We start from the raw sequence: 26,556 nt of genomic DNA on the forward strand, positions 1-26,556 counted from the left end.
GTTCGCGCTGGGCTTGTCGAAGCACCGCCTGTCGCACGGGCTTCTTCTGGCTCTGGTCCTTCGACAGGCTCAGGACGAACGGTATACCCATGCCAAACATCGAACCCATGAGCCTAGCGCCAATGCCCCGCTATCTCGAACTCGACGCCTTGCGCGGCTTTGCGGTGATGGGGATATTGCTGATGAATATCGTCGGCTTCTCGATGCCGGAAATGGCCTATGTCAGCCCCGCGGTCTATGGCGGGACCGATACGCCCGACGTCCTTGCCTGGGCGCTGTCCTACATATTTGTCGACGGCAAGATGCGGGGCCTGTTCACCGTGCTATTCGGAGCCAGCATGATGCTGGTCGTCGAGCGGGCCGAGACCGGGGGGCAGAATCCCGCGACGGTCCATTTTTCCCGCATGGCCTGGCTGGCGGCGTTCGGGCTCGCCCATTTCTTTCTCCTGTGGGTCGGTGACATCCTGTTTCTCTATGCCGCAGTCGGCTGTATCGCCTATTTTTTCCGGCATCTGGATGCCGAGGACCTGATGCGGCGCGCGCTGCTGATCTTCACCATCGGCTTTGTCGGCTATGGCTTCATGTTCGGCGGCCTGCTCTACCTGCAATATCAGGCGGGCCTGCCGGGGGCGAGCGCCGCCACGATCGACAGTTATCTGCAGGCAGCGGCCGACTTTGACCCCGACGCCACCGCCATCGCCGCAGATATCGCGCTGCACCAGTCGGGATTTGCTGCAATCCTCCACGCCAAGATCGAGAATGATCTGTTCCAGCCGCTGATCCTTCTGGCCTACAATCTGCCCGAAACGCTGCCGCTAATGATGGTCGGCATGGCATTGTACAAGAACGGCTTCCTGACCGGCGCGTGGAGCGCGGCCGACTATCGCCGCTGGGGGCTGCGGTTGACCGCGATCGGCGGGCTTGTCCTCGCGGCCATCGCCGTCGGCCTGATTTGGAGGGATTTCGAGATACTGCTGATGATCAACGCGCATTATGCATGGAACTGGCCTTCGCAGATGCTGATGACGCTGGGCTATGCCGCGCTGCTGATCGGTCTGATCCGGACATGTGCCGCGACTGCCTGGATGCAGCGGATCGCCGCAGTCGGCCGTGCCGCCTTCTCCAACTATCTCGGCACCAGCCTGTTGATGACCTTTCTCTTCTACGGCTGGGGGCTGGGCCTGTTCGGCACTCTGGGGCGGGCAGAACTCTATCTGGTTGTGGCGGGCGTCTGGGTGCTCATGCTGATCTGGTCGAAACCCTGGCTCGAGCGCTTTCGTTACGGACCGCTGGAATGGCTCTGGCGGAGCCTGGCGCGAAAGAGCCTGCAGCCGATGCGCCTGCCAAGGAAATTCGATTGAGGGCATTTTCGCTATTGCGATCTATTCTCAATAGCGATATACGAATCGCCGAGAGGAACGGAAATGGTTGTTTGCGTCTGTAATGCGATCAAGGAAAAAGACCTGAGAGCCGCTGTTCGCAGCGGGGCGGACCGTCCGTCGCAGGTCTACGCTCAGCTCGGTCGCAAGCCGAAATGCGGGCAATGCCTGGCCTTTGCCCAGACGATCATTCGCTCCGAAGTTGCAACCGCTTAGCATTCTCGTTATCAAATCATTGAAATAGATAGACTTTTTATCGCAGGCGCCCTTTCGCTTGGCCGGTCATTGCTGTATAGCGACCAGCAATCAACTGGCCGAAAACCGGAAAGGACACTGCCATGAAGGGCGATACCAAAGTCATCGAGTTTCTCAACGAAGCGCTCAAGAACGAACTCACCGCGATCAATCAATATTGGCTGCACTACCGCATGCTCGACAATTGGGGCGTGTCGAAACTGGCCGAATTCGAGCGCCACGAATCGATCGACGAGATGAAACATGCGGACAAGCTGGCCGAGCGAATCTTCTTCCTCGACGGCCTGCCCAATTTCCAGCTGCTTGGACGGCTGAAGATCGGCGAAACGGTCGAGGAAATTCTCAAGGCCGACCTCGAGCTGGAATATGAGGCGCTGCCGATGCTCAAGAACGCGATCGAACATTGCGAGAGCGTGCGCGACTATGTCAGCCGCGACCTGTTCGCCGAGATCCTCGAGAGCGAGGAAGACCATGTCGATACGCTTGAGCAGCAGTTCGACATGATCGAACGCATGGGAATAGAGAATTACATCCAGCTGCAGTCGAAGCCGGCGGAATAGGCGGACGGCTCTGGTTCAGCCGAGACGGCGGCCAGAGCCCAGCGGGTTCCTTTGCTGAACGAGCGGGCTTGCCTCCTCCTCCAGAATCGCCAGGGTTTCGTCAAACAGGGCCTGCAATCCGACGACAAGCTCGATCACTTCCTCCGGCGTGTCGTGATGTTCCACGCAGGCGCGTGCGGTCATCTCGATCTGTTCTGCCGTCAATCCGAGCCGCAGGGCGCCGAGCTGCAGAGCCTCGCCCTTCAGCTTGTGCGCGGCCAGCACCATCGACGCGGGATCCTTGACCCGCATCGCGTCCTCGATCTTGGCAACGGATTCAGTGCCGTCTTCGCGAAAATAGCCAAGAATGCGTACAAAATTCGGGCCGAGCGCCGACCGGGTTGCAACGCAAACCGTCCAGTCGATCAATTCACTGTCCAATGGCTCCACTAGCCGCTCCCGACAAATTACGAGGATATGCTACCCTTGGGCAATCTAGGGCCAAAGCGGTAAAAACTTTGTTACCGGCTCCGAAAAGAATTAACCGGCCCGAGGCGCTTCGCGGGCGGATGCGCTGAGCCTCAGTCTTTCTCGTGATAGGGGTTTTTCGGCGCCCGGATGATCAGGCGCACGGGGACGCCGCCAAAACCAAGCTCGCGGCGAATGCCGTTCACCAGATAACGCCGGTAGCTCTCGGGCAGATCGTCGATTCGGGTCCCGAAGATGACGAAGGACGGCGGCCGGGTCTTGGCCTGCGTGATATAGCGCAGCTTGATCCGCTTGCCGCCGGGCGCCGGCGGCGGGTTCTCGGTGATCGCATCCTCGAACCAGCGGTTCAGCTTGCCGGTCGATACGCGTTGCGACCAGATCCGCCGCGCCTGGAAGGCCGCCTTCATCAGCTGGTCGATACCCTTGCCGGTAAAGGCCGATACGGCGACCAGCGGCACGTCACGCACCTGTGCAAGACCGTCGTTCAGCGCCGCCCGGATGCCGTTGAACAGCTTGCTCGGCCCTTCGGCGACGTCCCACTTGTTGATCCCGATGATCAGGCAGCGGCCCTCCTGAATCGCATGGTCGGCGATCCGCAGATCCTGGGCCTCGAGGCCCTTGGTCGCATCGAGCAGCAGCACCACCACTTCGGCGAAGTCGACCGCATGGCGGGCATCCGCGACCGCCAGCTTCTCCAGCTTGTCGTTGACCTTAGCCCGCTTGCGCATGCCGGCGGTGTCGATCAGGCGAACCTGACGGTCCGGCGAAATGCCATCGAGCTGTTCTTCCTCGGTCAGGTCGTCATCATGCCAGACCCAGTCGACGGTGATACTGTCGCGGGTGATGCCCGCTTCCGGCCCGGTGATCATCCGGTCCTCGTCCAGCATCTTGTTGATCAGGGTCGACTTGCCGGCATTCGGCCGACCGACGATCGCCAGCTTGAGCGGCGCCGATTCATCGGTGGGCTCGTCGGTGGCCGCCGCCTTGTAATTCTCGACATAGGGCTGGATGGCCTGGAAAAGGTCGGCCATGCCGTCGCCATGTTCGGCGCTGAACGGGATCGGGTCGCCAAATCCCAGGGCATAGCTTTCCATGATCCCGGCGTCCGCGGCCTTGCCCTCGGCCTTGTTGACCAGCAATATCACCGGCGTCTTTGCGCTGCGCAGCCAGCGCGCGATTTCCTCGTCGAGCGGTGTGAGGCCGGCACGGCCGTCGATCACGAAGATCGCCAGTTCGGCGCCGGCGACCGCGAGCTCCGTCTGCTTGCGCATCCGGCCCGGCAGGCTCTTGGCATCCTCGTCCTCGTAACCGGCGGTGTCGACGATGTTGAACTCGAGCCCCAGCAGGTTGGCCGCGCCTTCGCGCCGGTCGCGCGTCACGCCCGGCATGTCGTCGACGAGCGCCAGCTTCTTGCCAACCAGACGGTTGAACAGCGTGGATTTGCCGACATTGGGTCGACCTATGATTGCAATATTGGGCAGCATGAAGCCGGTCCCTGTCCTTTGGTTCTGATACTCAGCGGTACGCCGAAATCTGCCCGCTGTCGTCGAGAATATAGAGCATGCCACCGGCGACGATCGGCGGCAGGGAAATGCCGTTGTCCAGTTCGAACAACGTCTGGCTGGATCCCTCGGCCGGGGAAATCGCCACCACATCACCTTCGGTGCTGGCAACGATCAGCCGGTTTCCAGCAAGAATCGGGCCGGTCCAGCTGATCGGATCCTTCTTCTTTTCCTCGTTCCTGAAGGCGGCAAGCTGGCTGATCCAGCGAACCTTGCCGTTCGGCCGCGCAATGCAGAGCAGCTTGGCGTCGTCGGTCAGCACGAAGACCCATTCGCCCGCGACCACCGGCGTGGTGATCCCGGCAATGTTGAGTTCCCAGATGCGCTGGCCGGTGACCAGTTCATAGGCGGCCATGCGGCCACCCTGCCCGAGCGCGAACACCCGGCCGCGATCAATCACCGGATCCGCGTCGATGTCGGACAGGGTTGCTACCGAAGTCGAGATACTGGTCCGGGCGAGCGCGTCGTTCCACAAGTTGCGGCCGTTTTCATAGCGATAGGCGGTCAATTCGCCGGAGCTGTAACCGGCGACGATGGTGCCCTGGCCGGCGGCAGGAGCAGCCACCCCGAAAATGCCTGCGAGACCGACGGTCCCCGCTTCGTTCCACTGGACGGAGCCGTCCAGCATGTTGAGCGCATAAATCTGGTTGTCCTGCGTCATCACATAGACATTGCCATTGGAAATGGTCGGCGATCCGCGCAGCGGCCCGGCCGGGCGCACTTTCCATTTCTGGCTGCCATCCGCTGCGTTCAGCGCAACGACGTCGCCGACGCCATTGGTGACATAGACCATATTTTCGAACACGCTGGCACCGCCGCCAAAGCGCGAATCCTGGATGCCGCTCGCGACCTCGATCTGGGTGGACCAGACTTTCGCCCCGGTGGCGGCATCAAAGGCGTGCACGGTTGATTTGGTATCGACCGCGAACAGCCGTCCGCCAGCCACGACTGGCGCTGCGGCCAGACGTTCGCGCTTGGAGGTGCCGCTGATATTGGCGGTCCAGACCCGTGCGAGATCACCGGGCAGCGCGACATGGCCGATCGATTTGCTTGCATTGCCGCCGGACTGGGCCCACTCGCTATTGGCCGTCGGAGCGGGCAGGATCACGGAGATCGAAGCCAGCGCAGGATCGACTTCGGCGCCGCTTTCACCGCTCAGGATCGGGGTACGCTTGCCGAGAGTGGGCGTGCTTTTTTTGTCTTCGCCGTCGCCGCCGCCCAATATGCCGCACCCGGAGAGCAGCGACAGGGCCAGCAGGCTGGCGATAAGTTTCTTGCCGGAAATCATTCCTTGGTTTCTCCCTCGGCCGGAACCACCTTCAGCGGCACAGCCTTTTTATCATCGCCGTCCATTTCAACGGCGTCAATGCCCTCAACGCCCGCCATTTGCAGGGCGCGCGACCGGATCGTCGCCGGGACATTGTCGTCTTTCGCAAGCTGGGCAAAAAGCGGCCCGGCGAGATCAGACTTGTTCATGTTCAGATAGGATATCGCGACCATTTCGCCGGCGCTGCCGAACCACGCATTTCCCGGCACCGCCAGCGGCTTCAACCGGTCGATCACCTGCTGCGGTTTCAGCGAGTCGAATTCTGCGGTCGTCTGACGGATCAGAGCGAGATCGCGGAACGGTTTCGGCAGGCTGTCATCGGCAACGACCTTGGCATAGCCGGCAATGGCCTTTTTCGGATCATTTTTTTCCAGCGCGATATTGGCCTGCAGCAGCTGCGCCGCGGCACGGTAACCCGGCTGCCCCGCGTCCGTCAGCGGGTCGAGCGCCTTGGACGCACCATCCAGATTATTCTGGCGGATACTGTCGATCGCAGCGACATATTCCTCGCTGCGCAGACCGGAGGCCTCGTCCTGGTTGTTCTGATAGAAGATCCAGCCGGCCAGCGATGCCAGGCCGATGACCACCGCCGCGAAAATCCACAGGCCGTAGCGGGCAGCGATGTTCTTGAGCTGGTCCTCGCGCACCGCTTCGTCGACTTCGCGCAGAAACACCTGTTCCTGATGGTCGGGCTTCTCTTCCGGTGCTTGGTCTTTGTTCCTGGCCAATGTGGCTTCCTCAATAATGTTTCGCGCACTCCATCCGCCGGTCAGGCGAAGGCGATTTGCAATCGGCTGTCCTTTAGCGCCCGCATTAGCAAAAGTAAAAGTCTATTGACCATTTCCAGAGGCTGAACGGCGAGCGGTACGAACAGGGAAGTTTCCGTTATTCTTTCGGTTGATAGAGCTGGTCCGGGCCGGGAAAACTGCGCTCCCTGACCTCTCCTGCATATTGCTCGGCGGCCTGGTCAATTTGTTCGGCGATATTGTGATAGCGCTTCACGAAGCGGGCCGTACGATCAAACATGCCGAGCATATCCTCGGTGACCAGCACCTGGCCGTCGCATTGCGCCGACGCGCCGATGCCGATGGTGATCGCCTTCACTGCCTTGGTCGCTTCGATCGCGATCGGTTCCAGCACTCCTTCGAGAACGATGGCAAAGGCACCGGCCCGGTCGAGGGCTACCGCATCGCCGACAATCTTCTTCGCTTCCGCGTCGCTGCGCCCGCGCGCGGCATAGCCGCCCAGCACGTTTATCGCCTGCGGGGTCAGGCCGACGTGGCCGACCACCGGAATGCCGCGCTGCACGAGAAACGCGACCGTCTCTGCCATAACCTCGCCCCCTTCCAGCTTGACCGCCGCTGCTCCGGTCTGCTTCAGGATATGGGCGGCGCTCTCATAGGCCTGCTCGGGCGACTGTTCGTAGGACCCGAACGGCATGTCGACGACCACGACGCTGTGGTAGCTGCCCCGGACCACCGCCGCGCCATGGTTGCACATCATGTCGAGCGTGACCGGAATGGTCGAATCGAGGCCGTAAATGACCTGAGCCAGCGAATCGCCCACCAGCAGCATGTCGCAATGCGCGTCGAGCAACTGCGCAGTTCGCGCGGTATAGGCGGTCAGCATCACCACCGGCTCGGCGGTGACCCCGTCGACCTTGCGACCCTGGATTTTCGGCACCGACAACCGCCGCATCGGCTGCGGCCGCGGATTGGCGCGGCTGGTGGAGGTATCGAGCTTGAAGGTCGTGGACATGGCAATTCTCGGCAATATTGTTGGCGGGACGGTCCTGATAAGCGACCGCGCCGGATAAGGCCAGCATCGCTTATGGTCGGATGGCACCCACGGCCTGGCCGGGATGGTCGCTGAACAGGCCATCCACACCGGCCGCAACAAAGGCGCGCACTTCCCCGGCCAGATCGCCGGACTCGCGCGGATCCAGTCCGCTCTTGAAATCGGTGGGCAGGAAATAATTCTCCGCCCGGAATGTCCAGGGATGGACGAGCAGCCCGGCCTTGTGCGCTGCCGCAACCAACCCGGTCGGACCATCCAGCTGGCCGAGTATGTTGCGCCCGATCACCAGATCCTTGGCGGGCCCGAGGCCGTCGGCATAGGCGGCAACCTGCTGCAATCCCTCGGCCGTGATCATCGATGCATAGGTCCGCGCCGGATCGTCGGGCGGGCCACCCTCGCCGGCGACCAGCTGCACCAGCCGGATGGTCGTCTTGCGGTGAAGCCGTTTCAGATTGCCGACCTCGAAGGACTGGATGAATACAGGGTCATCCGGACCGGCATAGCCAAAGCGTCCCAGCAGGGTCAGCAGCGGTTCGTCATGCGGCATATCTAGCCCGGCGAAATAGCCGGGATGCTTGGTTTCCGGATAGACGCCCACCCGCTTGCCGCTCTGCTCTTCGTGCCGCTGCAGCAATTGCAGAACCTCCTCGAAGGTCGGTATTTCGTACTGGCCATCATATTTCGCGTTGCCGGCGCGCAGCTGCGGCAGCCGCTCCCTGGCCCGCAATGTCTTGAGTTCCGCCAGCGTGAAGTCTTCGGTAAACCAGCCTTCGTAGCGCTGTCCGTCGATTGTCTTGACGGTCTTGCGGTCGGCATATTCCGATCGGTCCGCCACATCGGTGGTTTCGCTGATCTCGTTCTCGTGCCGCGCCACCAGAACGCCGTCCCGGGTGAGCACGAGATCGGGCTCGATGAAATCCGCCCCCTGCTCGATTGCCAGCGCATAGGCAGCCAGCGTATGTTCCGGCCGCTCGCCGCTGGCACCGCGATGGGCGATGATAATCGGGGCGTTCCCGCTGAGCGTGGCTATCGACGCCTCCGATTCTTCACCCGCCCGCGCCGGATCCCCGCAACCGAGCAGGAGCAAGAGGCTGGAACAAAGAGCAAGCCGCAAACTCATCGCTAGCCGACCTCGACGCCTTTCCAGAACGCGATCCGTCCCTCGATTTCTGCTGCCGCCGCTTTCGGCGACGGATAATACCAGGCCGCATCCTCGTTGATTTCGCCCGCGACGATCAGCGAATGGTAGGACGCGTCGCCCTTCCAGGGGCAATGGCTGGTCGTGTCGCTGTGCATCAGATATTTGGACCAGACCGCGGCGCGCGGAAAATAGTGATTGCCCTCGATCACCACCGTATCATCGCTCTCCGCGATCATCGCGCCGTTCCATGTTGCCGTGACCATTTTTTCTGTCCTTTTCTGATACCAAAGCCTGCCGCAACAATCAGTGTCGATGGTAGCCAGATCCCTCTAGCGTCCCAATATAACAGTTTGATGCCACGCATGCTGATAAAATCAGAAAGGCCGATCGGCGATACGGCAATCGGGGTAAAGGGCGGAAAAAAAGCAGCTGGTATCGAGCAGCCCGAGCAATCCTAGCTGTTGCGCGCGGCCAGTCCGGCGGCTTCGTAGTCGGATGCCTTGAAGCCGACGACCAGTTCGTCGCCATGTTCCAGCACCGGCCGTTTGATCATGCTTGGATTTTCCGCCATGACCATCACCGCGGTGTCGTCGCCGATATTCTGCTTCACCATGTCGGGCAGCTTGCGAAAGGTGGTGCCGCGCTTGTTGACCAGCGCCTCCCAGCCAACCTGCATCACCCACATTTCAAGCTTTTCCTTGCTGATTCCGGACTTCTTATAGTCATGGAAGACATAGTTTATGCCGTTCCGCTCCATCCAGTTGCGCGCCTTCTGCACCGTGTCGCAGTTGGAAATGCCGTACATCTTGGTTTCGTTGCTCATTGCTTCTGTCCTGTTTTCTGCTGCACGTCGGGCCAGACACGAAGGTCAGCGCCCCGAAAGGGGCCGCATCCGGGTGCGCGGGAACGTGCAGATTCGATTCCCGGACTGAATTAGCCGGAAATGGCCGGTAAGCAAGGCCCAATTCCGGTGGCGGGGCAGGTTCAATCCGCTCCGCTGTCCGGACCGCTGCCAAAGGCACAATCGGACTTTATGGGACAGCAGCGGCAATGGGGCCGTTTTGGCCGGCAAATGACCTGTGCCAGCCGCTTGCCGAGCAGATGATGCTCGTCGATATCGGCCGCCGACCATTCCGGCGGCAGGACCGGCATCAGCGCCTCGTAGGCGCGGGCGGTGTCCGCCTTTGCCGGCACCAGCCCCATCCGCTGGACCACGCGGCGATGGCCAGCATCCAGCACCAGCGCCCGGCGATGGAAGTGGCTGGTGTTCATCACGCCGGCGCTGATCTTGCGGGCAACGCCGGGCAGGCTCTCCAGCCAGGCCATCGCCTCTGCGGTCTCCAGCCGGTCCAGATGATCGAGCGTGGCGCTGCCGCGCTGCTCGACGATCGTCTGCAGGCAGGCTTGGAGGCGCTCCGCCGCCATCGCCGGGAAGGTGGCGGTCCTGAGAAGGGCAGCGAGCGCGTCAGGATCGGCACTGGCCACATTTTCCCATGTCCGGTAGCGCTCCAGCAGCCGGTCGGTGTTGGCGTTGGAGACAGCCGTCTTTGCCCGCGCGCCAATCACGCCCTGAACCAGCGTCCACATCGGGTCGCGGCGGCTGTCATCGGGCCGGACAAAGCGCCCGAAACGCTCGATCAGCCTGCTATGCATCCGGCGCAACATGGCAGTGCGATGATCGGGGCCGAAATCCAGTTCCATTGCCAGGATATGGGCGGGCAACCGGCAGGTGACAAGCGACCGGGTGGCAGGAGTCTAGATATCGACGATGATCTTGCCGAAATGCTGGCCCGATTCCTGGTGGCGGAAGGCATCGGCCAGATCGGCGAGCGGGAAGGACTGGTCGAGCACCGGCCTGATCCCGTTGGCCTCGATCGCCGCGATCATTTCCAGCTGCTGCGCCCGGCTGCCGACCGTGAGGCCCTGCACACGCAGGTTCTTGGCCATCAGCAAGCCCGTCTGCACGGGGCCGGCAAAGCCCGTCAGCACCCCGATCAGCGCGACATGGCCGCCGATCCTTGTGGCCATCATCGACTGGTCGAGCGTCCCCGGGCCGCCAATCTCGACGACGCAGTCGACGCCCTTGCCGCCGGTCAGTTCGAGCACTTTTGCCCCCCAGGCCTCGACTTCCTTGTAGTTGATCAGATGATCGGCGCCGAGCTGCTTCAACCGCTCGAGCTTCTCGTTCGACGAGGAGGTCGCGATCACCGTTGCGCCCGCGGCCTTGGCAAATTGCAGCGCGAAGATCGATACGCCGCCGCTGCCCTGCACCAGCACGGTATCGCCCGGCTTGACGCAGCCATCGACGAAAAGGGCGCGCCACGCGGTGAGGCCGGCGCAGGTCAGGGTCGCGGCCTCGGCGGCGCTATAACCGGCAGGGGCGTGCGTCCAGGCCGTCGCCGGACGGACCGCCTGCTCGACCGCATAGCCGTCAATGCCGTCGCCGGGTACGCGCTTGAAGCCGCCTGCGGGCGGCGTGCCGTCGAGCCAGTCGGGAAAGAAGGTCGAGACCACCAGGTCGCCCACCGCGAAGTCGCTGACACCGTCGCCGACGGCGGTCACCTCGCCCGCGCCGTCGGACATCGGAATGCGGTCGGCCGCTGCCGGGATCATCCCGGTGACCACCGCATAGTCATGATAGTTCAGGCTGGACGCGCGCAGCCGCACGGCGATCTGGCCGGGTCCGGGGGCTGCGGGTTCCGGGAGATCGACAAGGGTGAGGTTGTCGAGCGATGCGGGGGATTTGAGCTGAATGGCTTTCATGCGCGATGTCTCCTGGATTTAATCGTTCAATTAAATCAGGTCTAGTAGCGGGCGGGCTGCTGGTCAACCTTGAGCCGCATCACGGTGGACCTGGCGAGGCCTTGACAAAAAGTGCCTTAGGTGTCATTTTGACACCATGGCAAAAACGGTCAAGATCGACGACGAACTGATGGAGGTCATTGGCCGCGAGGCGGAGATGATGAGCCGCTCGCTGGCCGGACAGGTCCGCCACTGGGTGCGGATCGGGATGAGCGTGGAAAAATCGCGTTTCTTCGACCAGGCACGGGTGGTGGAGGCGCTGAGCGGACAGCTGGCGCCCGATGCGCTGACCGCTGGCGAACAGGAAGCCCATATAGACGGCCTGTTCGAAGCCGCGCGCTCCGGCACGGTCGAACAGGGCAAGCTGTTTGCGGAGCGCAAGGGCAAGGGCTTGGGCATCGGGCTTCGTGGTGGCCGGATCAGCAAGGAAGGCGATCAGGCCGCCTGATGGCGATCGTTGCCGGTCGCCCGACGCTGTTCCTGATCGCCGGCCCCAATGGCGCCGGCAAATCGACCTTCTACGACAGCGTGCTCGCCCCGCGCATTCTGGCGCCCTTCATCAACGCCGACATCATCCAGCGCGACGAACTGGCTGATCCCTCACCCCAAGCCTCCTATCGCGCCGCAGAAATAGCGGAGGAACGGCGGCGGGCGCATATCGGGTCCGGCCAGTCCTTCGTGATGGAAACCGTCTTTTCGCATCCCTCGAAGCTGGAACTGCTGGCAGATGCGCGCGCGGCCGGTTTCCGCATCATCGTCTTCCATCTGGCTCTGGCCTCGGCCGATCTGGCCGTCGCCCGCGTCGAGGCGCGGATCACCGAGGGTGGCCATCCGGTACCAGACGCAAAGATCCGCGAGCGTTTCGCCCGCAATGGTCCGCTGATCCGCGCAGCGGCCCTGCTCGCCGATCGGGCGATGATCTTCGATGCGTCGGCGCTGAACGAGCGGCCGCAGGTGCTGCTCGAACTGACGCACGGGCAGGTCGCGCGGCGCGCCGACCCGCTCCCCGACTGGTTCGGCACACTCTACGGCGACCTGCTCTGAGCGATAGCCTACCCGTTCGTCCCGAGCCTGCCGGAGGAGCGGAGCCCGCACGTCATGCCCTGCACGACCGAACCTAGCGGCTCAGCTGACCAGGGATCGCGCCGGCGGGATATTCCGCCGTGTGCACGTTGACGTAAAAGCCCGAGGGATCGCCTTCGATCCGGTCCTGTGTCCATTCCGAACCATCGGCGCAGCCCTTGTAGCCGCCTTCGTTGGCCGGGCGCAGCGTGAATACCGGCGGACCATTGGTCCCGCGCACCCCGCGGTGGATATGCGCCGCGGTGATCGGTCCGATTCCGCGGACTCCGTTGATGTCCCAGCAGATCTGTCCGAATGTTTCGGAAATGCTGATCTCCGCACGGCCGTAGCCGTCGGCGTCACCCGGTCCCACTTCCTCGCTGCCGAGCAGGGTCGTGCGATAGACGTCGCCGGTGCGCTCCGCGACCTTCTCTTCGACCGTGGCGCATCCGGCCAGCGCAGCGGTGCCGAGGCCCGCCAGCAGTGTTTTCTGCATGTTGATCATTTTCTCTCTCCTGTTTCGCCCGCGTCTCGTTGGCGCAGGCGACAGTAGGATAACGGGCGAGGGTTGATCGGGTTCCGCCGGCACCGGTTCTCAGTTCCTCAGCGTCCTTCGACAAGCTCAGGACGAACGGGAGGGGAAACGGCGGAAAATGGCGAGATACCACGATCTCCGTTCGTGCTGAGCCTGTCGAAGGAGCGAAACATTCGAGCCCGCTTTCGGTTCCTTATCCCGTCGGGAACAGTGGTGGTCATTGCGAGGAGCGCAGCGACGCGGCAATCCAGCGCGTCTGGCCGCCATCGTCGGTGCTTGCCGCTCTGCATTGCCGCGCTACGCTAGCAATGACGTTCCCGGTGCGCGTCATTCCTCGACTTGGTCCAGGGTCCACTTTTCCGATCCCGCAGGATGGAGCCGCCGCACGGCTCCTCGCGTCGCCGAATACTTCCTACGAATATCCCCCGGATATTCGTTTGATCGGAATCATTCCCACTCGATCGTACCCGGCGGCTTGCTGGTATAATCATAGACCACGCGGTTGATCCCCTTGACCTCGTTGACGATCCGGGTCGACACGCGGGTCAGGAATCCGGCGTCGAAGGGGTAGACATCGGCGGTCATGCCGTCGGTGCTGGTGACGGCGCGCAGGCCGCAGACATTGTCATAGGTGCGGCTGTCGCCCATCACGCCGACGGTCTTGACCGGCAGCAGCACGGCGAAGGCCTGCCAGATCGCGTCGTAGAGACCGGCATTGCGGATTTCCTCGAGATAGATCGCGTCGGCGTTGCGCAATATGTCGCAGCGCTCCTTGGTTACCTCACCCGGAATGCGGATCGCCAGACCGGGGCCGGGAAACGGGTGCCGCCCGACAAACTGGTCTTTGAGGCCCAGTTCGCGGCCGAGATCGCGGACCTCGTCCTTGAACAGCTCGCGCAAGGGCTCGACCAGTTTCATGTTCATCCGTTCCGGAAGCCCGCCGACATTGTGGTGCGACTTGATGGTCACGCTCGGCCCGCCGGTGAAGGAGACGCTCTCGATCACGTCCGGATAAAGCGTGCCTTGGGCAAGGAAGTCGGCGCCGCCGACGCGGGCGGCTTCCTCGTCGAACACCTCGATGAATTCGCCGCCGATGAACTTTCGCTTCTTCTCCGGGTCGGTCTCGCCGGCCAGCCCCTTCATGAAGCGCGCTTCGGCATCGACCACCACCAGCGGGATATTATAATGGTCGCGGAACAGGGTCTCGACCTGCTCGCGCTCGTTGAGGCGCAGCAGGCCATGGTCGACGAAGACGCAGGTCAGCTGGTCGCCGATGGCCTCGTGGATCAGGATCGCCGCGACCGAGCTGTCGACGCCGCCGGACAGGCCGCAGATGACCTTCTTGTCGCCGACCTGCTTGCGGATCTCGGCGATCTTCGCGTCCTTGTACTCCGCCATCGTCCAGTCACCGGCGCAACCGCAGACATGGCGGACGAAATTGGCGATCAGCTTGCCGCCATCGGGCGTGTGCACGACCTCGGGGTGGAACTGGGTGCCATAATAGCGCCGCTCGTCATTGGCGATCAGCGCGAAGGGCGCGCCCTCGCTGGTCGCCACGATCCGGAAGCCCGGTGCGAATTCGGTGACCTTGTCGCCGTGGCTCATCCACACCTGGTGGCGCTCACCGACCTCCCAGAGGCCGTCGAACAGCACGCAGCCTTCGGTCACCGTCAGATAGGCCCGGCCGAACTCGCCGCCCTCGCCGGTTTCGTGTCCCGGCCGCACCTCGCCGCCCAGCTGGTCGGTCATCACCTGCTGGCCATAGCAGATGCCGAGGATCGGCAGGCCGCTGTCGAAGATCAGCTGCGGCGCCCGCGGGCTGCCCTCTTCGGGGACGCTGGCTGGCGAGCCGGACAGGATCACGCCCTTGGGTTTCAGCCGTTGAAAGGCCTCTTCCGCCATGTTGAACGGAGCGATCTCCGAATAGACCCCGGCCTCGCGGACCCGGCGGGCGATAAGCTGCGTGACCTGCGAGCCGAAATCGACGATCAGGATGGTTTCTTCATGGGCTATGGACATGGCTTAGCCGCTTAGTGGGCGACCCGTTTTGAGTCCAGTGCCTTTGTCCATCCGGCCGGTGACAGCGGACGGTTTTTCATCCTGTCGCGAGCCCGCCAAGCAACACCGCGAGGATCACCCCGATCGCGGTCGCGATGCCGACCATATGATGGTCTTCCTTATAGGCCTTGGGGAACACCTCGGTGGCGAGCGAGGCGACCACCGCACCGGCGGCGAAACAGCGGGTGGCAGCGAGCACATGCGGGGAGACGCCTTCCAGCGCGATATTGCCGATGATCGCCGCCAGCGACAGGATCGCCGCGGTCGCCGCCCACAGGACCAGGATCCTGGCCCGGGAATGGCCGTCGCCGGCCATCTGCTTGGCCCCGCCTGCCGCTTCGGGGAGGTTGGACAGCAGGATCGAGCCCGCCAGCGCCGCCACCTCGATCGGGGCGGCGCCGATCAGCGCCACGCCAAGCGCCAGATTTTCCGGTATGCCATCAAGGGTGATCGCGGCGAGGAGGCCGCCACCACCATCCGCGCCCCATTTCTCGTCGATCCAGTAATCAATGACCGTGAACACGACTGCCCCGGCGGCCACGGCACCCAGGCCGACCCACATGCTGCTCTGCTCGAGCGACGGTTCGATCAGTTCGGTAACCAGCGAGACGATCAGCGCACCGCCGGCCAGCGCGATCACAAAGCCCTGCGTCTTTGTAGAAAGTTTCCCGTAAATTCCCCACAGCGCACCGGCGATCAGGGCGGCCGACACAACGGCCACAACGAGAATTGTCATCATCATGAAACGCTAACGCCGCTCCGCAAACTAGGTTGCTTCCGTGCCCCTGCGCAGGCAGGGGCCCATCTCCCGGGCGCCATTTTCAGCGCCGTGGGAATGGCAGTGCGCGCAGGCTGCGCCAACAGGTGATCAGGGACCGTTGCCACAAGACGAGAGACCGGGAGATGGACCCCCGCCTGCGCGGGGGCACTCATCCCTCTGCCATATCACGCAGCGTTGCCTTTGCCGGACCAGTATTGGTTGCGGGTTGAAGAGATTGAAGCATCCGACAGTGAATTGCGTGCGATTCCCCTCAACAATTGAAATATTTCTTACCCTTTATCCAATGCGCAATATGTCTTGCCATTAATCTGCTCACCTCGCCCGTGAGCAGAGATGATATTTAAAAGTCTATAGTCGTTTTCTGCGGTTTTCTCAGTGTAAATTGAGCTTTTCATTTTGGTCGTATGTGCATCACAGGCTGTGACGACAAGATTCCAATTGTCGATCCACTCGATTTTAAGAGGCCAGCCACCCGCAGAACTATAGACCTCCTTAGTTATCCCCGCCGATTGATCATCGCGATAGCTTAATTCCACTCGTGCATGCGGCGAACAACATGCTCCCAGATCAGTCACGAAGAGTTTGGCGGTCATTGATCCATCGGGCGAACGAACCGTCTCCGCCAATTTTTCCTGAGAAGCGCATGCCGTGATCAGCAGCAGGCAGATGAGCATAATGCCCCTACGCATTTGCCTCTGCCATCGCCCGCAGTTCGGTTTTCAATATCTTCCCGATATGGCTGCGCGGCAGCTCGTCGATCAGGCGCAGCTCCGACAATCGCTGGGTCTTGCCGAGATCGGCATTGGTCGCCGCCTTCAGCACCTCCGGATCGAGCGTCACCCCGGCCTCGGCGACGACGAAGCCGACCGGCGTCTCGCCCCATTGCCGCGAGGCGACCCCGATCACCGCGGCATCGGCGACGCCCGGCTGCGCCATCAGCGCTTCCTCCAGGTCGCGCGGATAGATGTTGAAGCCGCCGGAAATGATCATGTCCTTGGACCGCCCCATCAGGGTGATGAAGCCGTCCGCGTCGACCTTGCCGATATCGCCCATCCGCTGCCAGCGATCGCCATTCTCGTCATACCAGCTGGCTTCCTCGGTCTTCTCCGGCTGATTCTTGTAGCCCGACATCATCGTCTGCGAGCGCCCGACCAGCTCGCCCATTGCGCCGGCCGGCAGCCGGTTGAGCTGCTCGTCGACGGTGATCACCTCGCTGCCGCCCCAGGCGATGCCGACGGTGTGCAGCTTGTCCGGATGCTCGTGCGCGAGCAACAGGCAGACCACGCCGCCCTCGGTCATCGAGTAGATCTCGATCAGCCCGCCCGGCATGCGCCGCAGCACCTCGCGCTTCAGCTCCGCCGAGAAGGGCGCGCTGGTGCAATATTTGTGGGTCAGAGCGGACAGGTCATAATCGTCGAAGCCCTCGAAATCCATCAGCCTCTGATATTGCACCGGCACCAGCATCGTGTGGCTGGCGCGATGCGCCTGCGCCAGTTCCAGCCAGCGCCGGCAATCAAACTTGCCCATCAGCACCACTGTCCCGCCATAGGCAATGGTCGGGGTGAACAGCGCCAGCGTCGTGTTCGAATAGAGCGGCGTCGACAGCAGGGTCACCTGCCCCGGCTTGCCATAGCCGGTGCCCTCGCCGACCGCCGCGTGATACCAGCGCATCTGGCGGCTGTGGACAATGCCCTTGGGCGTGCCGGTGGTGCCGCTGGAATAGATGATATTATAGGGTTCCTTCGGGCCGACGCCGGGATCGGCCGGCATCGCGCCCTCGGCCGCCATCCAGTCGGACATGGCAGGCGCATCATCGACCGCCGCGTCGAGCATGACATGGCGAAGCGCCGGCAACTCTTCGCCGCTGTCCAGCAATTCCGCCCGCTTGGCGCTATCGATGAACAGATGCATCGCGCCGCTGTCGCGCATCATGTTGGCCAGCTGCTTCGGCGTCGCCGAGGTGGTCAGTGGCGCTGCGCAGCCGCCGGCGACAATCGCCCCGAGATAGGCGAGCGCATAATATACCGTGGTCGTGCCGAGGATCGCCACCGCCTGACCCTTTGCGAGCCCGTCCGCCTGCAGCTGCGCCGCGATCCGGTTGACCCGCGCGGCGGTCTGCGCCCAGTCCAGCTTTTCCGCGCCGTCGTCGAGCGCGATACGGTCGGGCTGGTTCACGGCGTGGGCGTTGATCAGATCGGCGAGCTGGCCGAACGGCTGCTCGAGATAGCGGGCGGGGTCTATATGTTTCATCAAGCGATTAATTCCGCATCTGGCGCGCAAATGCAACGGCTTTGCTTGCTGGCTCGCGCTTTCGCCAGGGCGGGGGGAATTTTGGCGCGCGCAGGCGCAAGGGCGCGAAGCAAGGATGAGCGGAGCGAAGCTGACAAATTGATACGTTTTTATTTTCTGTGACTTTTGCCCTGAGCCGGTGGAATTCCGGTCTTTCCAACAGTCCGACAGGGCGTCCAGTGTGACCTTCCAGATTTTACCTCCAACCTGTCAAAATGCCTGTCCCGCACGTGGCGAAGAAGCGGCGGATATAACCGATCGGACGATGTGTAGGACAGCGGTTTTTTGGTCGTGGGGTGGAGTGGGCCAGGACAGCAGACCGCAACCGGGAGCGCTTGGTACTCTACCGTCATCCTTCGCGCTTTCCCCGGTCAGGGCGTTTAGCGCGCGAAGACGCGAAGGCGCCAGGAGTGATCCTGGTTTGCGCGCCAGACCTTGCCTGCATGGGGTGCACCGCTATTCCTGAAACTGGTTCAGCCACCGTCATTGCGAGGAACGCAGCGACGCGGCAATCCAAGGCGGCAAGCGCTAGCGATCGGGGCAGGACGCCCTGGATTGCTTCGATGCGCTCGCAATGATGGTCGGGGTCAGGGGCTCATCTTCTTTGTGTCTTCGCGCCTTCGCGCGAGCAACCGGCCGCCTATCCCGCCACCAGCACCACATAGATGCTCTCGACCCAGCCGCTGGCGCAGGGGCCATCATAGTTGCGCTTGGCGCGCACCGGGGAGGAGACGCCGCAAGTGCCGGGGCTGCGGGCTTCCGGCGCGCCTTCTGCGGCTACAGGGGGCTTGTCATAGACGATGCCGAACCATTGCTGGTCGATGCTGCGGGTGCAGATATAGACGCGCTGGCCGGGGGCGAGGCTGTCCTTCTTTGCAGCCGCGTCGAACGGCGCGCTCAGCACCGGCAGCGCGCCGCTGTCGTGACGGCCGACCTCGCCGACCGACTGGCAGGCGTCGAAGCGCGGGCCGCCCTCGCCGATCCGCACCGGCTTGGCCGACGGATCGCCCTCGACCCGCTCGGCGCGGCCGGTGGGGTTCTCGAGATAGGCACTGCTTTCGGGCAGGTCATCGCTGACCTCGGTGGATTCGGAGCAGGCGGTGGTGGCCAGGCCTAACAGGGACAGGGCGAGCAGGGATCTGATCATGGCGAGAGGTTTAGCGCAAAAGCGGGGTGCAAGGGAAGCGGCGAATATATTGCGGCGGTGGGCGAGTTGAGCGGGGGGGTGCTGAGGTCAATCGCTGCTGTGCGCGCCAAGTCCCCGTCGAGCATCGCTATACCCTCCGTGCCGAGCCCTCCCACTTCCGTTCGTGCTGAGCTTGTCGAGCACCCTTGGCGCTCCCCAGCGTCCTTCGACAGGCTCAGGACGAACGGTGGTGGGCTTCGAAGGACCCGTTACGAGCGGTGGTGGGCTTGGCTCAGCAGGGTTCGTGATCCCTCACAGCACGATCTGGGTCTGCGTTACCACCGCCACCAGCGTGCCGTCCTCCAGCGTGATCTTCGTCTGCCAGACCGACTGGCGCCGGCCGACCTTGAACGGGGTCGCCTCTCCGTAGACGATGCTGCCCTCGGGCGCGGCATTCAGGAAGTTGGTCTTGCTCTCCGAGGTGGTGGTGCCGTTCGATCCCTCCGGCAGATTGGCGAAACCGCCAAAGGCGCCCAGCACATCGGCAAAGGTCATCACCGCGCCGCCATGGATGCTCGGGCTGCCGCGGCCGTTGCCGGCGGTGCAGATCTCCGGCCGCACCAGCATCTCACCGCGCACGCTGTCCTTGTCCATCGCGGTGATGGTGATGCCCATGGTCTTGGCAAAGGGGACGATATCGGCGGGATTGGTCATCTACGGGGTCCTTTTCCGGGTTGATTCACGCGAAGGCGCGCCCAGACGCTCTTTTTGCACAATCATCTGCTGCCCCCAAGGGCTTTTGCCAGATGCCGTCAGGGTCCCTACTGGCGCCGATTTAGGCCCCCTATCCATTTTGATAATCACCGCTTTGCAGGTGAATTTTCCGCCCGATTAAAAATCGATCTAAACCTCTGTTTTTCAATACTTTTAATATCGCGAAATTCGACATTTTTCTTGGGTTTGCCGGCGCCAGCGGCTATGGTTCCCGGCATGACCAACATCAGCGAAAACAATGTACCGGAAGCGGCACCGAGCTCTTCCAACCAGAATGAATATGGTGCCGATTCGATCAAGGTGCTCAAGGGCCTCGACGCAGTGCGCAAGCGTCCGGGCATGTATATCGGCGACACCGATGACGGCAGCGGCCTGCATCACATGGTGTTCGAGGTCTCGGACAATGCGATTGACGAGGCGCTCGCCGGCCATTGCGACCTGATCCTGATCACGCTCAATCCCGACGGCAGCGTTTCGGTCGAGGACAATGGCCGCGGCATCCCGACCGGCATGCACAGCGAGGAGGGCGTCTCGGCGGCCGAGGTGATCATGACCCAGCTGCACGCCGGCGGCAAGTTCGAGAATACCTCCGACGACAATGCCTACAAGGTCTCCGGTGGCCTGCACGGCGTCGGCGTATCGGTGGTCAACGCGCTGTCGGAATGGCTGGAGCTGGATATCTGGCGCGACGGCAAGCAGCACAACATGCGCTTCGAGTTCGGCGATGCCGTGCGCCCGCTGGAAGTGGTCGGCGACGCGCCTCCGGCGGACAACAAGACGGGCTTCAAGAAGGGCACGAAGGTCACCTTCTTCCCCTCCCCGGCGACCTTCAAGATCACCGAGTTCGATTTCGAGAAGCTCGAGCACCGCTACCGCGAACTGGCTTTCCTGAACAGCGGCGTACACATCATCCTGCGCGACGCGCGGCACGAGGAAGCGAAGGAAATCGACCTGTTCTACGAGGGCGGCATCGCGGCCTTCGTCCAGTATCTCGACCGCAACAAGACGCCGCTGGTGCCCGAGCCGATCGCCATCCACGGCGACCGCGACGATGTCATCATCGACGTCGCGCTCGAGTGGAACGACAGCTATTATGAAAATGTCCTGTGCTTCACCAACAATATCCCGCAGCGCGACGGCGGCACCCATCTGGCGGCCTTCCGCTCGGCGCTGACCCGGACGCTGAACAATTATGCCGAAAGCTCCGGCGCGCTGAAAAAGGAAAAGGTCAAGCTGACCGGCGATGACATGCGCGAAGGCCTGTCTGCAATTGTCTCGGTGAAACTGCCGGATCCGAAATTCGGTTCACAGACCAAGGACAAGCTGGTCTCGTCCGAAGTGCGGCAGCCGCTGGAAAGCCTGATGGCCGACAAGCTGGCTGAATGGCTCGAGGAAAATCCGCAGAATGCGGCGATGGTGATCCAGAAGGTGATCGATGCCGCCGCCGCCCGCGAAGCCGCGAAAAAGGCGCGCGAACTGACCCGGCGCAAGGGCGCAATGGACATTGCCTCGCTACCCGGCAAGCTCGCCGACTGCCGCGAGAAGGACGCCAGCAAGTGCGAACTCTTCCTGGTGGAAGGGGACTCCGCTGGCGGCTCCGCCAAGCAGGGCCGCGACAGCATGTACCAGGCGATCCTGCCGCTGAAGGGCAAGATCCTCAACGTCGAACGCGCCCGCTTTGACCGGATGCTGTCGTCCAAGGAAGTCGGAACGCTGATCCAGGCGATGGGCACGGGCATCGGCCGCGACGATTTCAACCTGGAAAAGCTGCGCTATCACAAGATCGTCATCATGACCGACGCCGATGTCGACGGGGCGCATATCCGGACCTTGCTGCTGACCTTCTTCTACCGGCAGATGCCGGAGATCATCCTGAACGGCCATCTCTATATTGCGCAGCCGCCGCTCTACAAGGTCGGCAAAGGCAAGAGCGAGGTCTATCTGAAGGACGACAATGCGCTCGACCAGTATCTGGTCGAGGCGGGCCTGTCCGGCATGCTGCTGCAGACCAGCGAGGGCGCGCGCACCGGCGACGACCTGCGCGGTCTGATCGAACATGCGCGGCGGATGCGCAGCCTGATGGCTTATGTGCCGCGGCGCTATGACAGCACCATTGTCGAGGGCATGGCGCTCACCGGCGCGCTCAACCCCGATCACGGGCGTACGGAACGGCAAGCCGCGGTCGACGCCACCGCTGCCTGGATGGACAAGGTCGACGAGGAAGGCCGCTGGTCGGGCCAGGTTTCGGAAGAAGGCGGCTATCTGTTCCAGCGCTTCTGGCGCGGCGTCACCGACCATCATATCATCGAGGCGAAATTCCTGGAGAGCGCGGAGGCCCGCAAGCTGCACCGGCTCGCCTCGGAAGAGACCGCGACCTATGACATGGGCAGCCGGCTGATCAAATCGGCTTCGGCCGAGACGGAGGAAGGGGAAGATGCAGGCGTCGGTTCCGACGGCACGCTGATCACCCGTCCGTCCGAACTGCTCGACACGGTGCTGGCGGCGGGCCGCAAGGGTCTGGCGATCTCGCGCTACAAGGGTTTGGGCGAGATGAATGCCGAACAGCTCTGGGAAACCACGCTGGATCCGGAAGTGCGCTCGCTGCTGCAGGTGACCGTGGAACAGGCGGACGTGACCGACGATATCTTCACCAAGCTGATGGGGGAAGTGGTCGAGCCGCGGCGCGAGTTCATCGTCGACAATGCGCTCAACGTGGCGAACCTGGACGTTTGATCGTCCGGTCGCCCGGTTCGAGAACCGGGCCTTTCGGCCATATGGCTCAGGATCGTCGTCCCGGGTAAGCTGGCAGGGCAATGACGGCTGGATACAATAATGGCGCTGAACAGCAGCGCGGCACGGGCGATTGCCCGCTGACCGTCTGGTATGATGGCGCTTGCCCGCTGTGCATCCGGGAAATCGCGCTGATGCGCAGGCTCGACCGGCGCAACGCGATCCGCTTCACCGACATATCAACCCCGGCTGCGGCCTGCCCGATTGACCGGCAGTTGCTGCTCGAGCGATTTCACGCGTCGGAAAACGGCCAGCTGCTGTCGGGGGCGGCCGCCTTTGCGGCGATGTGGCGGGCGATTCCGCTGTTGCGGCCGCTGGGCCTGCTGGCCCGCCGGCCGGGAGTGCTGGCGGTCCTCGAGGCGCTGTACAAGCAATTCCTCAAGGTCCGCCCGCATATCCAGAAGCGGCTCGGGCCGGTCGACTAGGGTCAGGACTGGCCGGAGAGCGACGCCATCATCAGCTGCTGGTCCTTGCGCGTCGGATTGCCGCGCAGGCACAGCCCGCCGTTGACCTGCAAATTTTCGCCGGTCATGAAACATTCGTCGCTGGCCAGGAAGACGGCGGCGGCCGCGATATCCTCGCTGGTGCCGATCCGGCCGAGCGGATAGCGCGCCTCGAAAGATTCGACCAGACCCGGCACCTGATCGACGCCGGCCGTCATTGGCGTGCGGGTCAGGCCGGGAGAAATGCTGTTGGCGCGTATGCCCTGTTCGCCAAACTCGTGCGCGACGCAGCGGATGATATGATCCGTGGCCGCCTTGGTGCCCATATAGGCGGCGTGATCGTTGAGCATGATCGTCGCCGTGGCCGAGCTGATCTGGATGAGCGATCCGCCCTGGTCCATTGCCTTGATCATTTCCTGGTAGAATTGGAACGGTCCGACCAGCTGCAGCTCGGACATCATTTCCAGTTCTTCCCGGGTATTTTCCAGAAAGGGTTTGAGGAAACCGACGCCGGTTGCATTGATCGCGATATCGACGCCGCCCATCTTGCTCTTCGCCGTTTCGGCCAGCGCCTTGACGTCCGCTTCCCTGGTCAGGTCGCACAGCGCGTAATGGCCGCCGATCTCGTCCGCGAAGCGCTTCAGCTCGTCTTCCTTGCGGCCCGCGACCAGCACGTCAGCGCCTTCATCGCGAAACCTCTGCGCGATGACCTGGCCCATGTTGCCCTGGCCGGCCGCTCCCAGAACAACCGCTTTCTTTCCTTCAAGACGTCCCATCAAATCCGCTCCTCTTTGTGAAATTTTCCGGTCTTCTACCGTCCTGCCGAAGCGCATAGCCACTGTCATTATGGGTATTTGTCACCAGGCCGCATAAAAAAATGGCCGGGAACAGCAAGCTGTCCCGGCCAGATCATAATCACCGGAGAGTGGTTAAAACTTGAAGGCGGCTTCCACGAAGACCTGGCGACCACGGTTCTGCGTCAACACCAGATCATCACCGACACCAGGCTGCAGGAACGGACGGCCGCTGCTGGTATTGGTCCAGATTTCGTCGGTCAGGTTGACGCCGACCAGCGACAGCTTCCACTTGCCGTCCGGGTCGCCAACCGAAACCGAACCATCGAAGGAGAAATAGCTGTCCTGCCGGAAGTCGGTCAGCGAATCTTCGTTGGTGAAGTAGGATCCGCTATATTGCACGTTGCCGTTGAGGCCGAGCTCGAAGGCATCGCCCATCGGGACAGTCCAGTCGAAGGCCGCGTTGCCGGCAAATTTCGGCGCGCGGGCGGCCTGGCGACCGTTGAGATCCTGACCGGAGGTGGTCACGAACGGTGCCGAAAATTCGGCGTCGGTATAGGCCAGCGAACCGGAAAGGTTCAGTCCCTCGACCGGCGTGCGCCAGCCCCATTCGACATCGACGCCCTGGCTGGTCAGCTGGCTGGCGTTGAAGGTCAGGAACTGGACCGTCGCTGCGTTGAACGTCTGGACCTGCAGGTCGTCAAAGACATAATAGAAGACCGAGGTATTCAGGGTGACGGTACGGTCTGCAAACTGCGCCTTCACACCCACTTCGCCGCCCATGCCGGTTTCCGACTTGAACTTCAGCGAATCGGCGACTGCGGCGCGAACCGCCGGATCCGGATCGTTGAAACCAAGCAGGCTGTTCGACGGCAGTGCGCTGTTGTCGATGCCGCCGGACTTGAAGCCGGTCTTGAACGCACCATAGATGTTGATGTCGGGCGTTGCCTGATATTTGATCGAAACTTCCGGCGAGAAGTTCGAGTCCTTGAAGGTGATCGGTCCCGAGAAGAAGCCGCTGGAAATGAAGGCCGGCGTCGACGACAGGAAGGTATGGACATAAGGAACGCTGATCCGCGAAACCTTCTTTTCGTCCGTCCAGCGCACGCCGCCGGAAACCTGCAATTGCTCCGTCAAATCGAGCGTGGTGCTGGCGAAAAACGACAGAGCCTCGGTCTTGGTGTTCTGCTTCTTGTAATAGTCATACGTGAAGCCGGTCACCGGATCCGGCGCTACAAGCGAGATATTGACGGCCTGCTGCGAAGTGTTGAAATCAATGTCGCGCGTTTCGTAAAACGCACCGACCATGAAGTTGAACATGCCATCAAAATCACTCGAAACACGCAGTTCCTGCGTGAACTGTTCGGTCTTGTTGACCGGATCGCTGCAGCCCGCATTGCCCGGCGCACCATTGGCAAACTGGCCGACATAAGCATAGCAATCGGTATCGATGGCATCGAGGCTGAGATAGCCGGACACCGACGACAAGGTCAGCGTGTCGGACAGGTCCAGGTCCCACTTCAACCGGCCGAAGAAGATTTCCGTTTCACCGAATGTCACGCCATTTTCAAAGCGGGGATCACCGCCCGATCCTGCGGGCACGTTGCCGACCAGCGCGCCGGCACCATCCGACGTGTGATAGAGACCGTCATAGTCATTGCAGTCGGCATTGGATGGAATGACAACCGCGCCCTGCAACAAATAGACGGGATCCGCCACGCCGTTGGCACCGCAGTTGATGTCGGTATGCCCCACGGCCCCGTCATTCTTGTTCTTGACGTAGTTCAGCTTCAGATTGGCGTTGAAATTGTCGAGAGGATCCCACTGCAGGGTGACACGACTGACGAAGCTGCTGATGCCGCGCGAGTCACGAATGGAGCCGTCGGGATTGAACGCTGGGGTACCCGGCGCGAGCTTCACATAATCCTCGATGTCCTGATATTGCGCGGCCACGCGGATGCCGAGCGTGTCAGTCAGCGGGCCGGAAATATGGCCGCCAACGGTATAGCCTTTTTCTTCAAATTCGTAGGACGCCTTGCCAGCCATTTCCCAATCCCGCGTCGGATTGGCCGAGCGGATGGAGAATACGCCTGCCGAGGCGCTTTTGCCGAAGAACAGCGACTGCGGGCCCTTGAGGACATCGATCTGCTCGACGTCGAAGAAGCCGGCCTGGACAATACGCATCGTGCTCACCTGGACGCCGTCGAAGTCGAAGGCCACGGCGGAGTCGAAGGCTGCCGAAATGTTCGAGGAACCAACGCCGCGCAAGCTGATCTGACCACCCGAGCCGGAACCGCCGACCTGAACATTCAGGGCGGGAACGCGGCTGACGACATCGGCGATTTCATTGACCTGAAATTTTTCCAGGGTGTCGCCGCCAATTGCGGTGACCGTTACCGGCACTTCCTGCAAGGTTTCCGTCTGCTTGCGGGCAACGACGGTGATCACGTTGGCGTCATCGATTTCATCAACAGCGTCTTGCGCATGAGCCGGCGTTGCAACCGCAACAAAGGCCAGGCTTGCAGCCGTGCCCAAAAGCAGACCGCGCGCGGATTCGCAGTGGAACATAGTATTCAGACGTGTTGATCGGGTAGTCATCATTTTCTCCAAAAA

Annotated in this window: 26 protein-coding genes; 7 read left to right on the forward strand and 19 right to left on the reverse strand. The window is 62.3% G+C overall.

Features of this window, described 5'->3' with window-relative positions; genetic code table 11:
* Nucleotides 1-107 precede the first annotated feature (107 nt).
* The 3 genes from V7650_RS06765 to bfr all read left to right on the forward strand — a co-directional run bounded on the left by V7650_RS06765 (nucleotide 108) and on the right by bfr (nucleotide 2,194).
* Nucleotides 108-1,361: a DUF418 domain-containing protein gene (locus tag V7650_RS06765; protein ID WP_335655492.1), complete on the forward strand. Its 1,254-nt coding sequence runs from the start codon at nucleotides 108-110 to the stop codon at nucleotides 1,359-1,361.
* A 63-nt stretch (nucleotides 1,362-1,424) separates the two neighbouring features.
* Nucleotides 1,425-1,595: a (2Fe-2S)-binding protein gene (locus tag V7650_RS06770; protein ID WP_335655493.1), complete on the forward strand. Its 171-nt coding sequence runs from the start codon at nucleotides 1,425-1,427 to the stop codon at nucleotides 1,593-1,595.
* 122 nt (nucleotides 1,596-1,717) lie between these two features.
* Entirely contained in the window at nucleotides 1,718-2,194 is a 477-nt protein-coding gene (bfr, locus tag V7650_RS06775) for a bacterioferritin (protein WP_335655494.1), read from the forward strand.
* A 15-nt stretch (nucleotides 2,195-2,209) separates the two neighbouring features.
* On the opposite strand, the gene V7650_RS06780 is transcribed toward bfr, so the two are convergent.
* The 10 genes from V7650_RS06780 to V7650_RS06825 form a co-directional block, all read right to left on the reverse strand.
* On the reverse strand, nucleotides 2,210-2,614 hold the full coding sequence (locus V7650_RS06780) for an Hpt domain-containing protein (RefSeq protein WP_442955271.1): 405 nt from the start codon (nucleotides 2,612-2,614) through the stop codon (nucleotides 2,210-2,212).
* A 140-nt stretch (nucleotides 2,615-2,754) separates the two neighbouring features.
* Nucleotides 2,755-4,146, reverse strand: a complete 1,392-nt coding sequence (der, locus tag V7650_RS06785; protein WP_335655496.1) for a ribosome biogenesis GTPase Der — start codon at nucleotides 4,144-4,146, stop codon at nucleotides 2,755-2,757.
* 31 nt (nucleotides 4,147-4,177) lie between these two features.
* Nucleotides 4,178-5,512, reverse strand: a complete 1,335-nt coding sequence (locus V7650_RS06790) for a PQQ-binding-like beta-propeller repeat protein (protein WP_335655497.1) — start codon at nucleotides 5,510-5,512, stop codon at nucleotides 4,178-4,180.
* Nucleotides 5,509-6,279, reverse strand: a complete 771-nt coding sequence (locus V7650_RS06795; protein WP_335655498.1) for a tetratricopeptide repeat protein — start codon at nucleotides 6,277-6,279, stop codon at nucleotides 5,509-5,511. Before V7650_RS06795 ends, V7650_RS06790 begins: the two co-directional genes overlap by 4 nt.
* Before the next feature lie 157 nt (nucleotides 6,280-6,436).
* On the reverse strand, nucleotides 6,437-7,309 hold the full coding sequence (gene panB / locus V7650_RS06800) for a 3-methyl-2-oxobutanoate hydroxymethyltransferase (RefSeq protein WP_335655499.1): 873 nt from the start codon (nucleotides 7,307-7,309) through the stop codon (nucleotides 6,437-6,439).
* Between the two features lie 70 nt (nucleotides 7,310-7,379).
* Nucleotides 7,380-8,468, reverse strand: a complete 1,089-nt coding sequence (locus V7650_RS06805; protein WP_335655500.1) for a glycerophosphodiester phosphodiesterase — start codon at nucleotides 8,466-8,468, stop codon at nucleotides 7,380-7,382.
* Nucleotides 8,469-8,470: 2 nt separating this feature from the next.
* Nucleotides 8,471-8,752, reverse strand: coding sequence for a DUF427 domain-containing protein (locus V7650_RS06810; protein ID WP_335655501.1), 282 nt, complete (start codon nucleotides 8,750-8,752; stop codon nucleotides 8,471-8,473).
* 191 nt (nucleotides 8,753-8,943) lie between these two features.
* Nucleotides 8,944-9,312: an ArsC family reductase gene (locus tag V7650_RS06815; protein ID WP_335655502.1), complete on the reverse strand. Its 369-nt coding sequence runs from the start codon at nucleotides 9,310-9,312 to the stop codon at nucleotides 8,944-8,946.
* A gap of 161 nt (nucleotides 9,313-9,473) precedes the next feature.
* Nucleotides 9,474-10,190: an endonuclease III domain-containing protein gene (locus V7650_RS06820; RefSeq protein WP_335655503.1), complete on the reverse strand. Its 717-nt coding sequence runs from the start codon at nucleotides 10,188-10,190 to the stop codon at nucleotides 9,474-9,476.
* Nucleotides 10,191-10,244: 54 nt separating this feature from the next.
* Nucleotides 10,245-11,252, reverse strand: a complete 1,008-nt coding sequence (locus V7650_RS06825) for a zinc-dependent alcohol dehydrogenase family protein (RefSeq protein ID WP_335655504.1) — start codon at nucleotides 11,250-11,252, stop codon at nucleotides 10,245-10,247.
* A gap of 136 nt (nucleotides 11,253-11,388) precedes the next feature.
* Here V7650_RS06825 and V7650_RS06830 point away from each other — a divergent pair, with 136 nt between their 5' ends.
* Together V7650_RS06830 and V7650_RS06835 are read left to right on the forward strand one after the other, a co-directional pair.
* On the forward strand, nucleotides 11,389-11,739 hold the full coding sequence (locus V7650_RS06830) for a TA system antitoxin ParD family protein (protein ID WP_335655505.1): 351 nt from the start codon (nucleotides 11,389-11,391) through the stop codon (nucleotides 11,737-11,739).
* Nucleotides 11,739-12,335 carry a zeta toxin family protein gene (locus tag V7650_RS06835; RefSeq protein WP_335655506.1) on the forward strand — a complete coding sequence of 199 codons (597 nt, stop codon included), beginning with the start codon at nucleotides 11,739-11,741 and terminating at the stop codon, nucleotides 12,333-12,335. The genes V7650_RS06830 and V7650_RS06835 overlap by 1 nt, the downstream gene beginning before the upstream one ends.
* A 73-nt stretch (nucleotides 12,336-12,408) precedes the next feature.
* Here V7650_RS06835 and V7650_RS06840 read toward each other — a convergent pair whose 3' ends face one another.
* The 7 genes from V7650_RS06840 to V7650_RS06870 form a co-directional block, all read right to left on the reverse strand.
* A complete protein-coding gene (locus tag V7650_RS06840) occupies nucleotides 12,409-12,858 on the reverse strand; it encodes a CHRD domain-containing protein (protein WP_335655507.1) in 450 nt (149 codons plus the stop codon).
* A gap of 477 nt (nucleotides 12,859-13,335) precedes the next feature.
* Nucleotides 13,336-14,907 carry a glutamine-hydrolyzing GMP synthase gene (gene guaA, locus V7650_RS06845; RefSeq protein ID WP_335655508.1) on the reverse strand — a complete coding sequence of 524 codons (1,572 nt, stop codon included), beginning with the start codon at nucleotides 14,905-14,907 and terminating at the stop codon, nucleotides 13,336-13,338.
* Between the two features lie 76 nt (nucleotides 14,908-14,983).
* Nucleotides 14,984-15,688, reverse strand: coding sequence for a ZIP family metal transporter (locus V7650_RS06850; protein ID WP_335655509.1), 705 nt, complete (start codon nucleotides 15,686-15,688; stop codon nucleotides 14,984-14,986).
* Nucleotides 15,689-15,996: 308 nt separating this feature from the next.
* Nucleotides 15,997-16,416: a hypothetical protein gene (locus tag V7650_RS06855; protein WP_335655510.1), complete on the reverse strand. Its 420-nt coding sequence runs from the start codon at nucleotides 16,414-16,416 to the stop codon at nucleotides 15,997-15,999.
* Complete coding sequence (locus V7650_RS06860; RefSeq protein WP_335655511.1) at nucleotides 16,409-17,977, reverse strand: class I adenylate-forming enzyme family protein; 1,569 nt, start codon at nucleotides 17,975-17,977, stop codon at nucleotides 16,409-16,411. The genes V7650_RS06855 and V7650_RS06860 overlap by 8 nt, the downstream gene beginning before the upstream one ends.
* A gap of 679 nt (nucleotides 17,978-18,656) precedes the next feature.
* Nucleotides 18,657-19,163, reverse strand: coding sequence for a hypothetical protein (locus tag V7650_RS06865; protein ID WP_335655512.1), 507 nt, complete (start codon nucleotides 19,161-19,163; stop codon nucleotides 18,657-18,659).
* Between the two features lie 291 nt (nucleotides 19,164-19,454).
* On the reverse strand, nucleotides 19,455-19,856 hold the full coding sequence (locus tag V7650_RS06870) for a PaaI family thioesterase (RefSeq protein ID WP_335655513.1): 402 nt from the start codon (nucleotides 19,854-19,856) through the stop codon (nucleotides 19,455-19,457).
* 276 nt (nucleotides 19,857-20,132) lie between these two features.
* Between V7650_RS06870 and gyrB the strand changes: the two genes are divergently transcribed.
* Together gyrB and V7650_RS06880 are read left to right on the forward strand one after the other, a co-directional pair.
* Nucleotides 20,133-22,649 (forward strand): DNA topoisomerase (ATP-hydrolyzing) subunit B, encoded by a 2,517-nt coding sequence (gene gyrB, locus V7650_RS06875; protein WP_335655514.1) that lies wholly within the window; start codon nucleotides 20,133-20,135, stop codon nucleotides 22,647-22,649.
* Between the two features lie 80 nt (nucleotides 22,650-22,729).
* Nucleotides 22,730-23,131: a thiol-disulfide oxidoreductase DCC family protein gene (locus tag V7650_RS06880; RefSeq protein WP_335655515.1), complete on the forward strand. Its 402-nt coding sequence runs from the start codon at nucleotides 22,730-22,732 to the stop codon at nucleotides 23,129-23,131.
* Nucleotides 23,132-23,133: 2 nt separating this feature from the next.
* Here the strand turns inward: V7650_RS06880 and V7650_RS06885 are convergent, their stop codons facing one another.
* Nucleotides 23,134-23,925 carry an SDR family oxidoreductase gene (locus tag V7650_RS06885; RefSeq protein WP_335655516.1) on the reverse strand — a complete coding sequence of 264 codons (792 nt, stop codon included), beginning with the start codon at nucleotides 23,923-23,925 and terminating at the stop codon, nucleotides 23,134-23,136.
* 153 nt (nucleotides 23,926-24,078) lie between these two features.
* A complete protein-coding gene (locus V7650_RS06890; protein WP_335655517.1) occupies nucleotides 24,079-26,541 on the reverse strand; it encodes a TonB-dependent receptor in 2,463 nt (820 codons plus the stop codon).
* Between the last annotated feature and the right edge of the window lie 15 nt (nucleotides 26,542-26,556).

Origin of the sequence: Parasphingorhabdus sp. (assembly GCF_036964565.1) — a bacterium.
GTDB lineage: Bacteria > Pseudomonadota > Alphaproteobacteria > Sphingomonadales > Sphingomonadaceae > Parasphingorhabdus.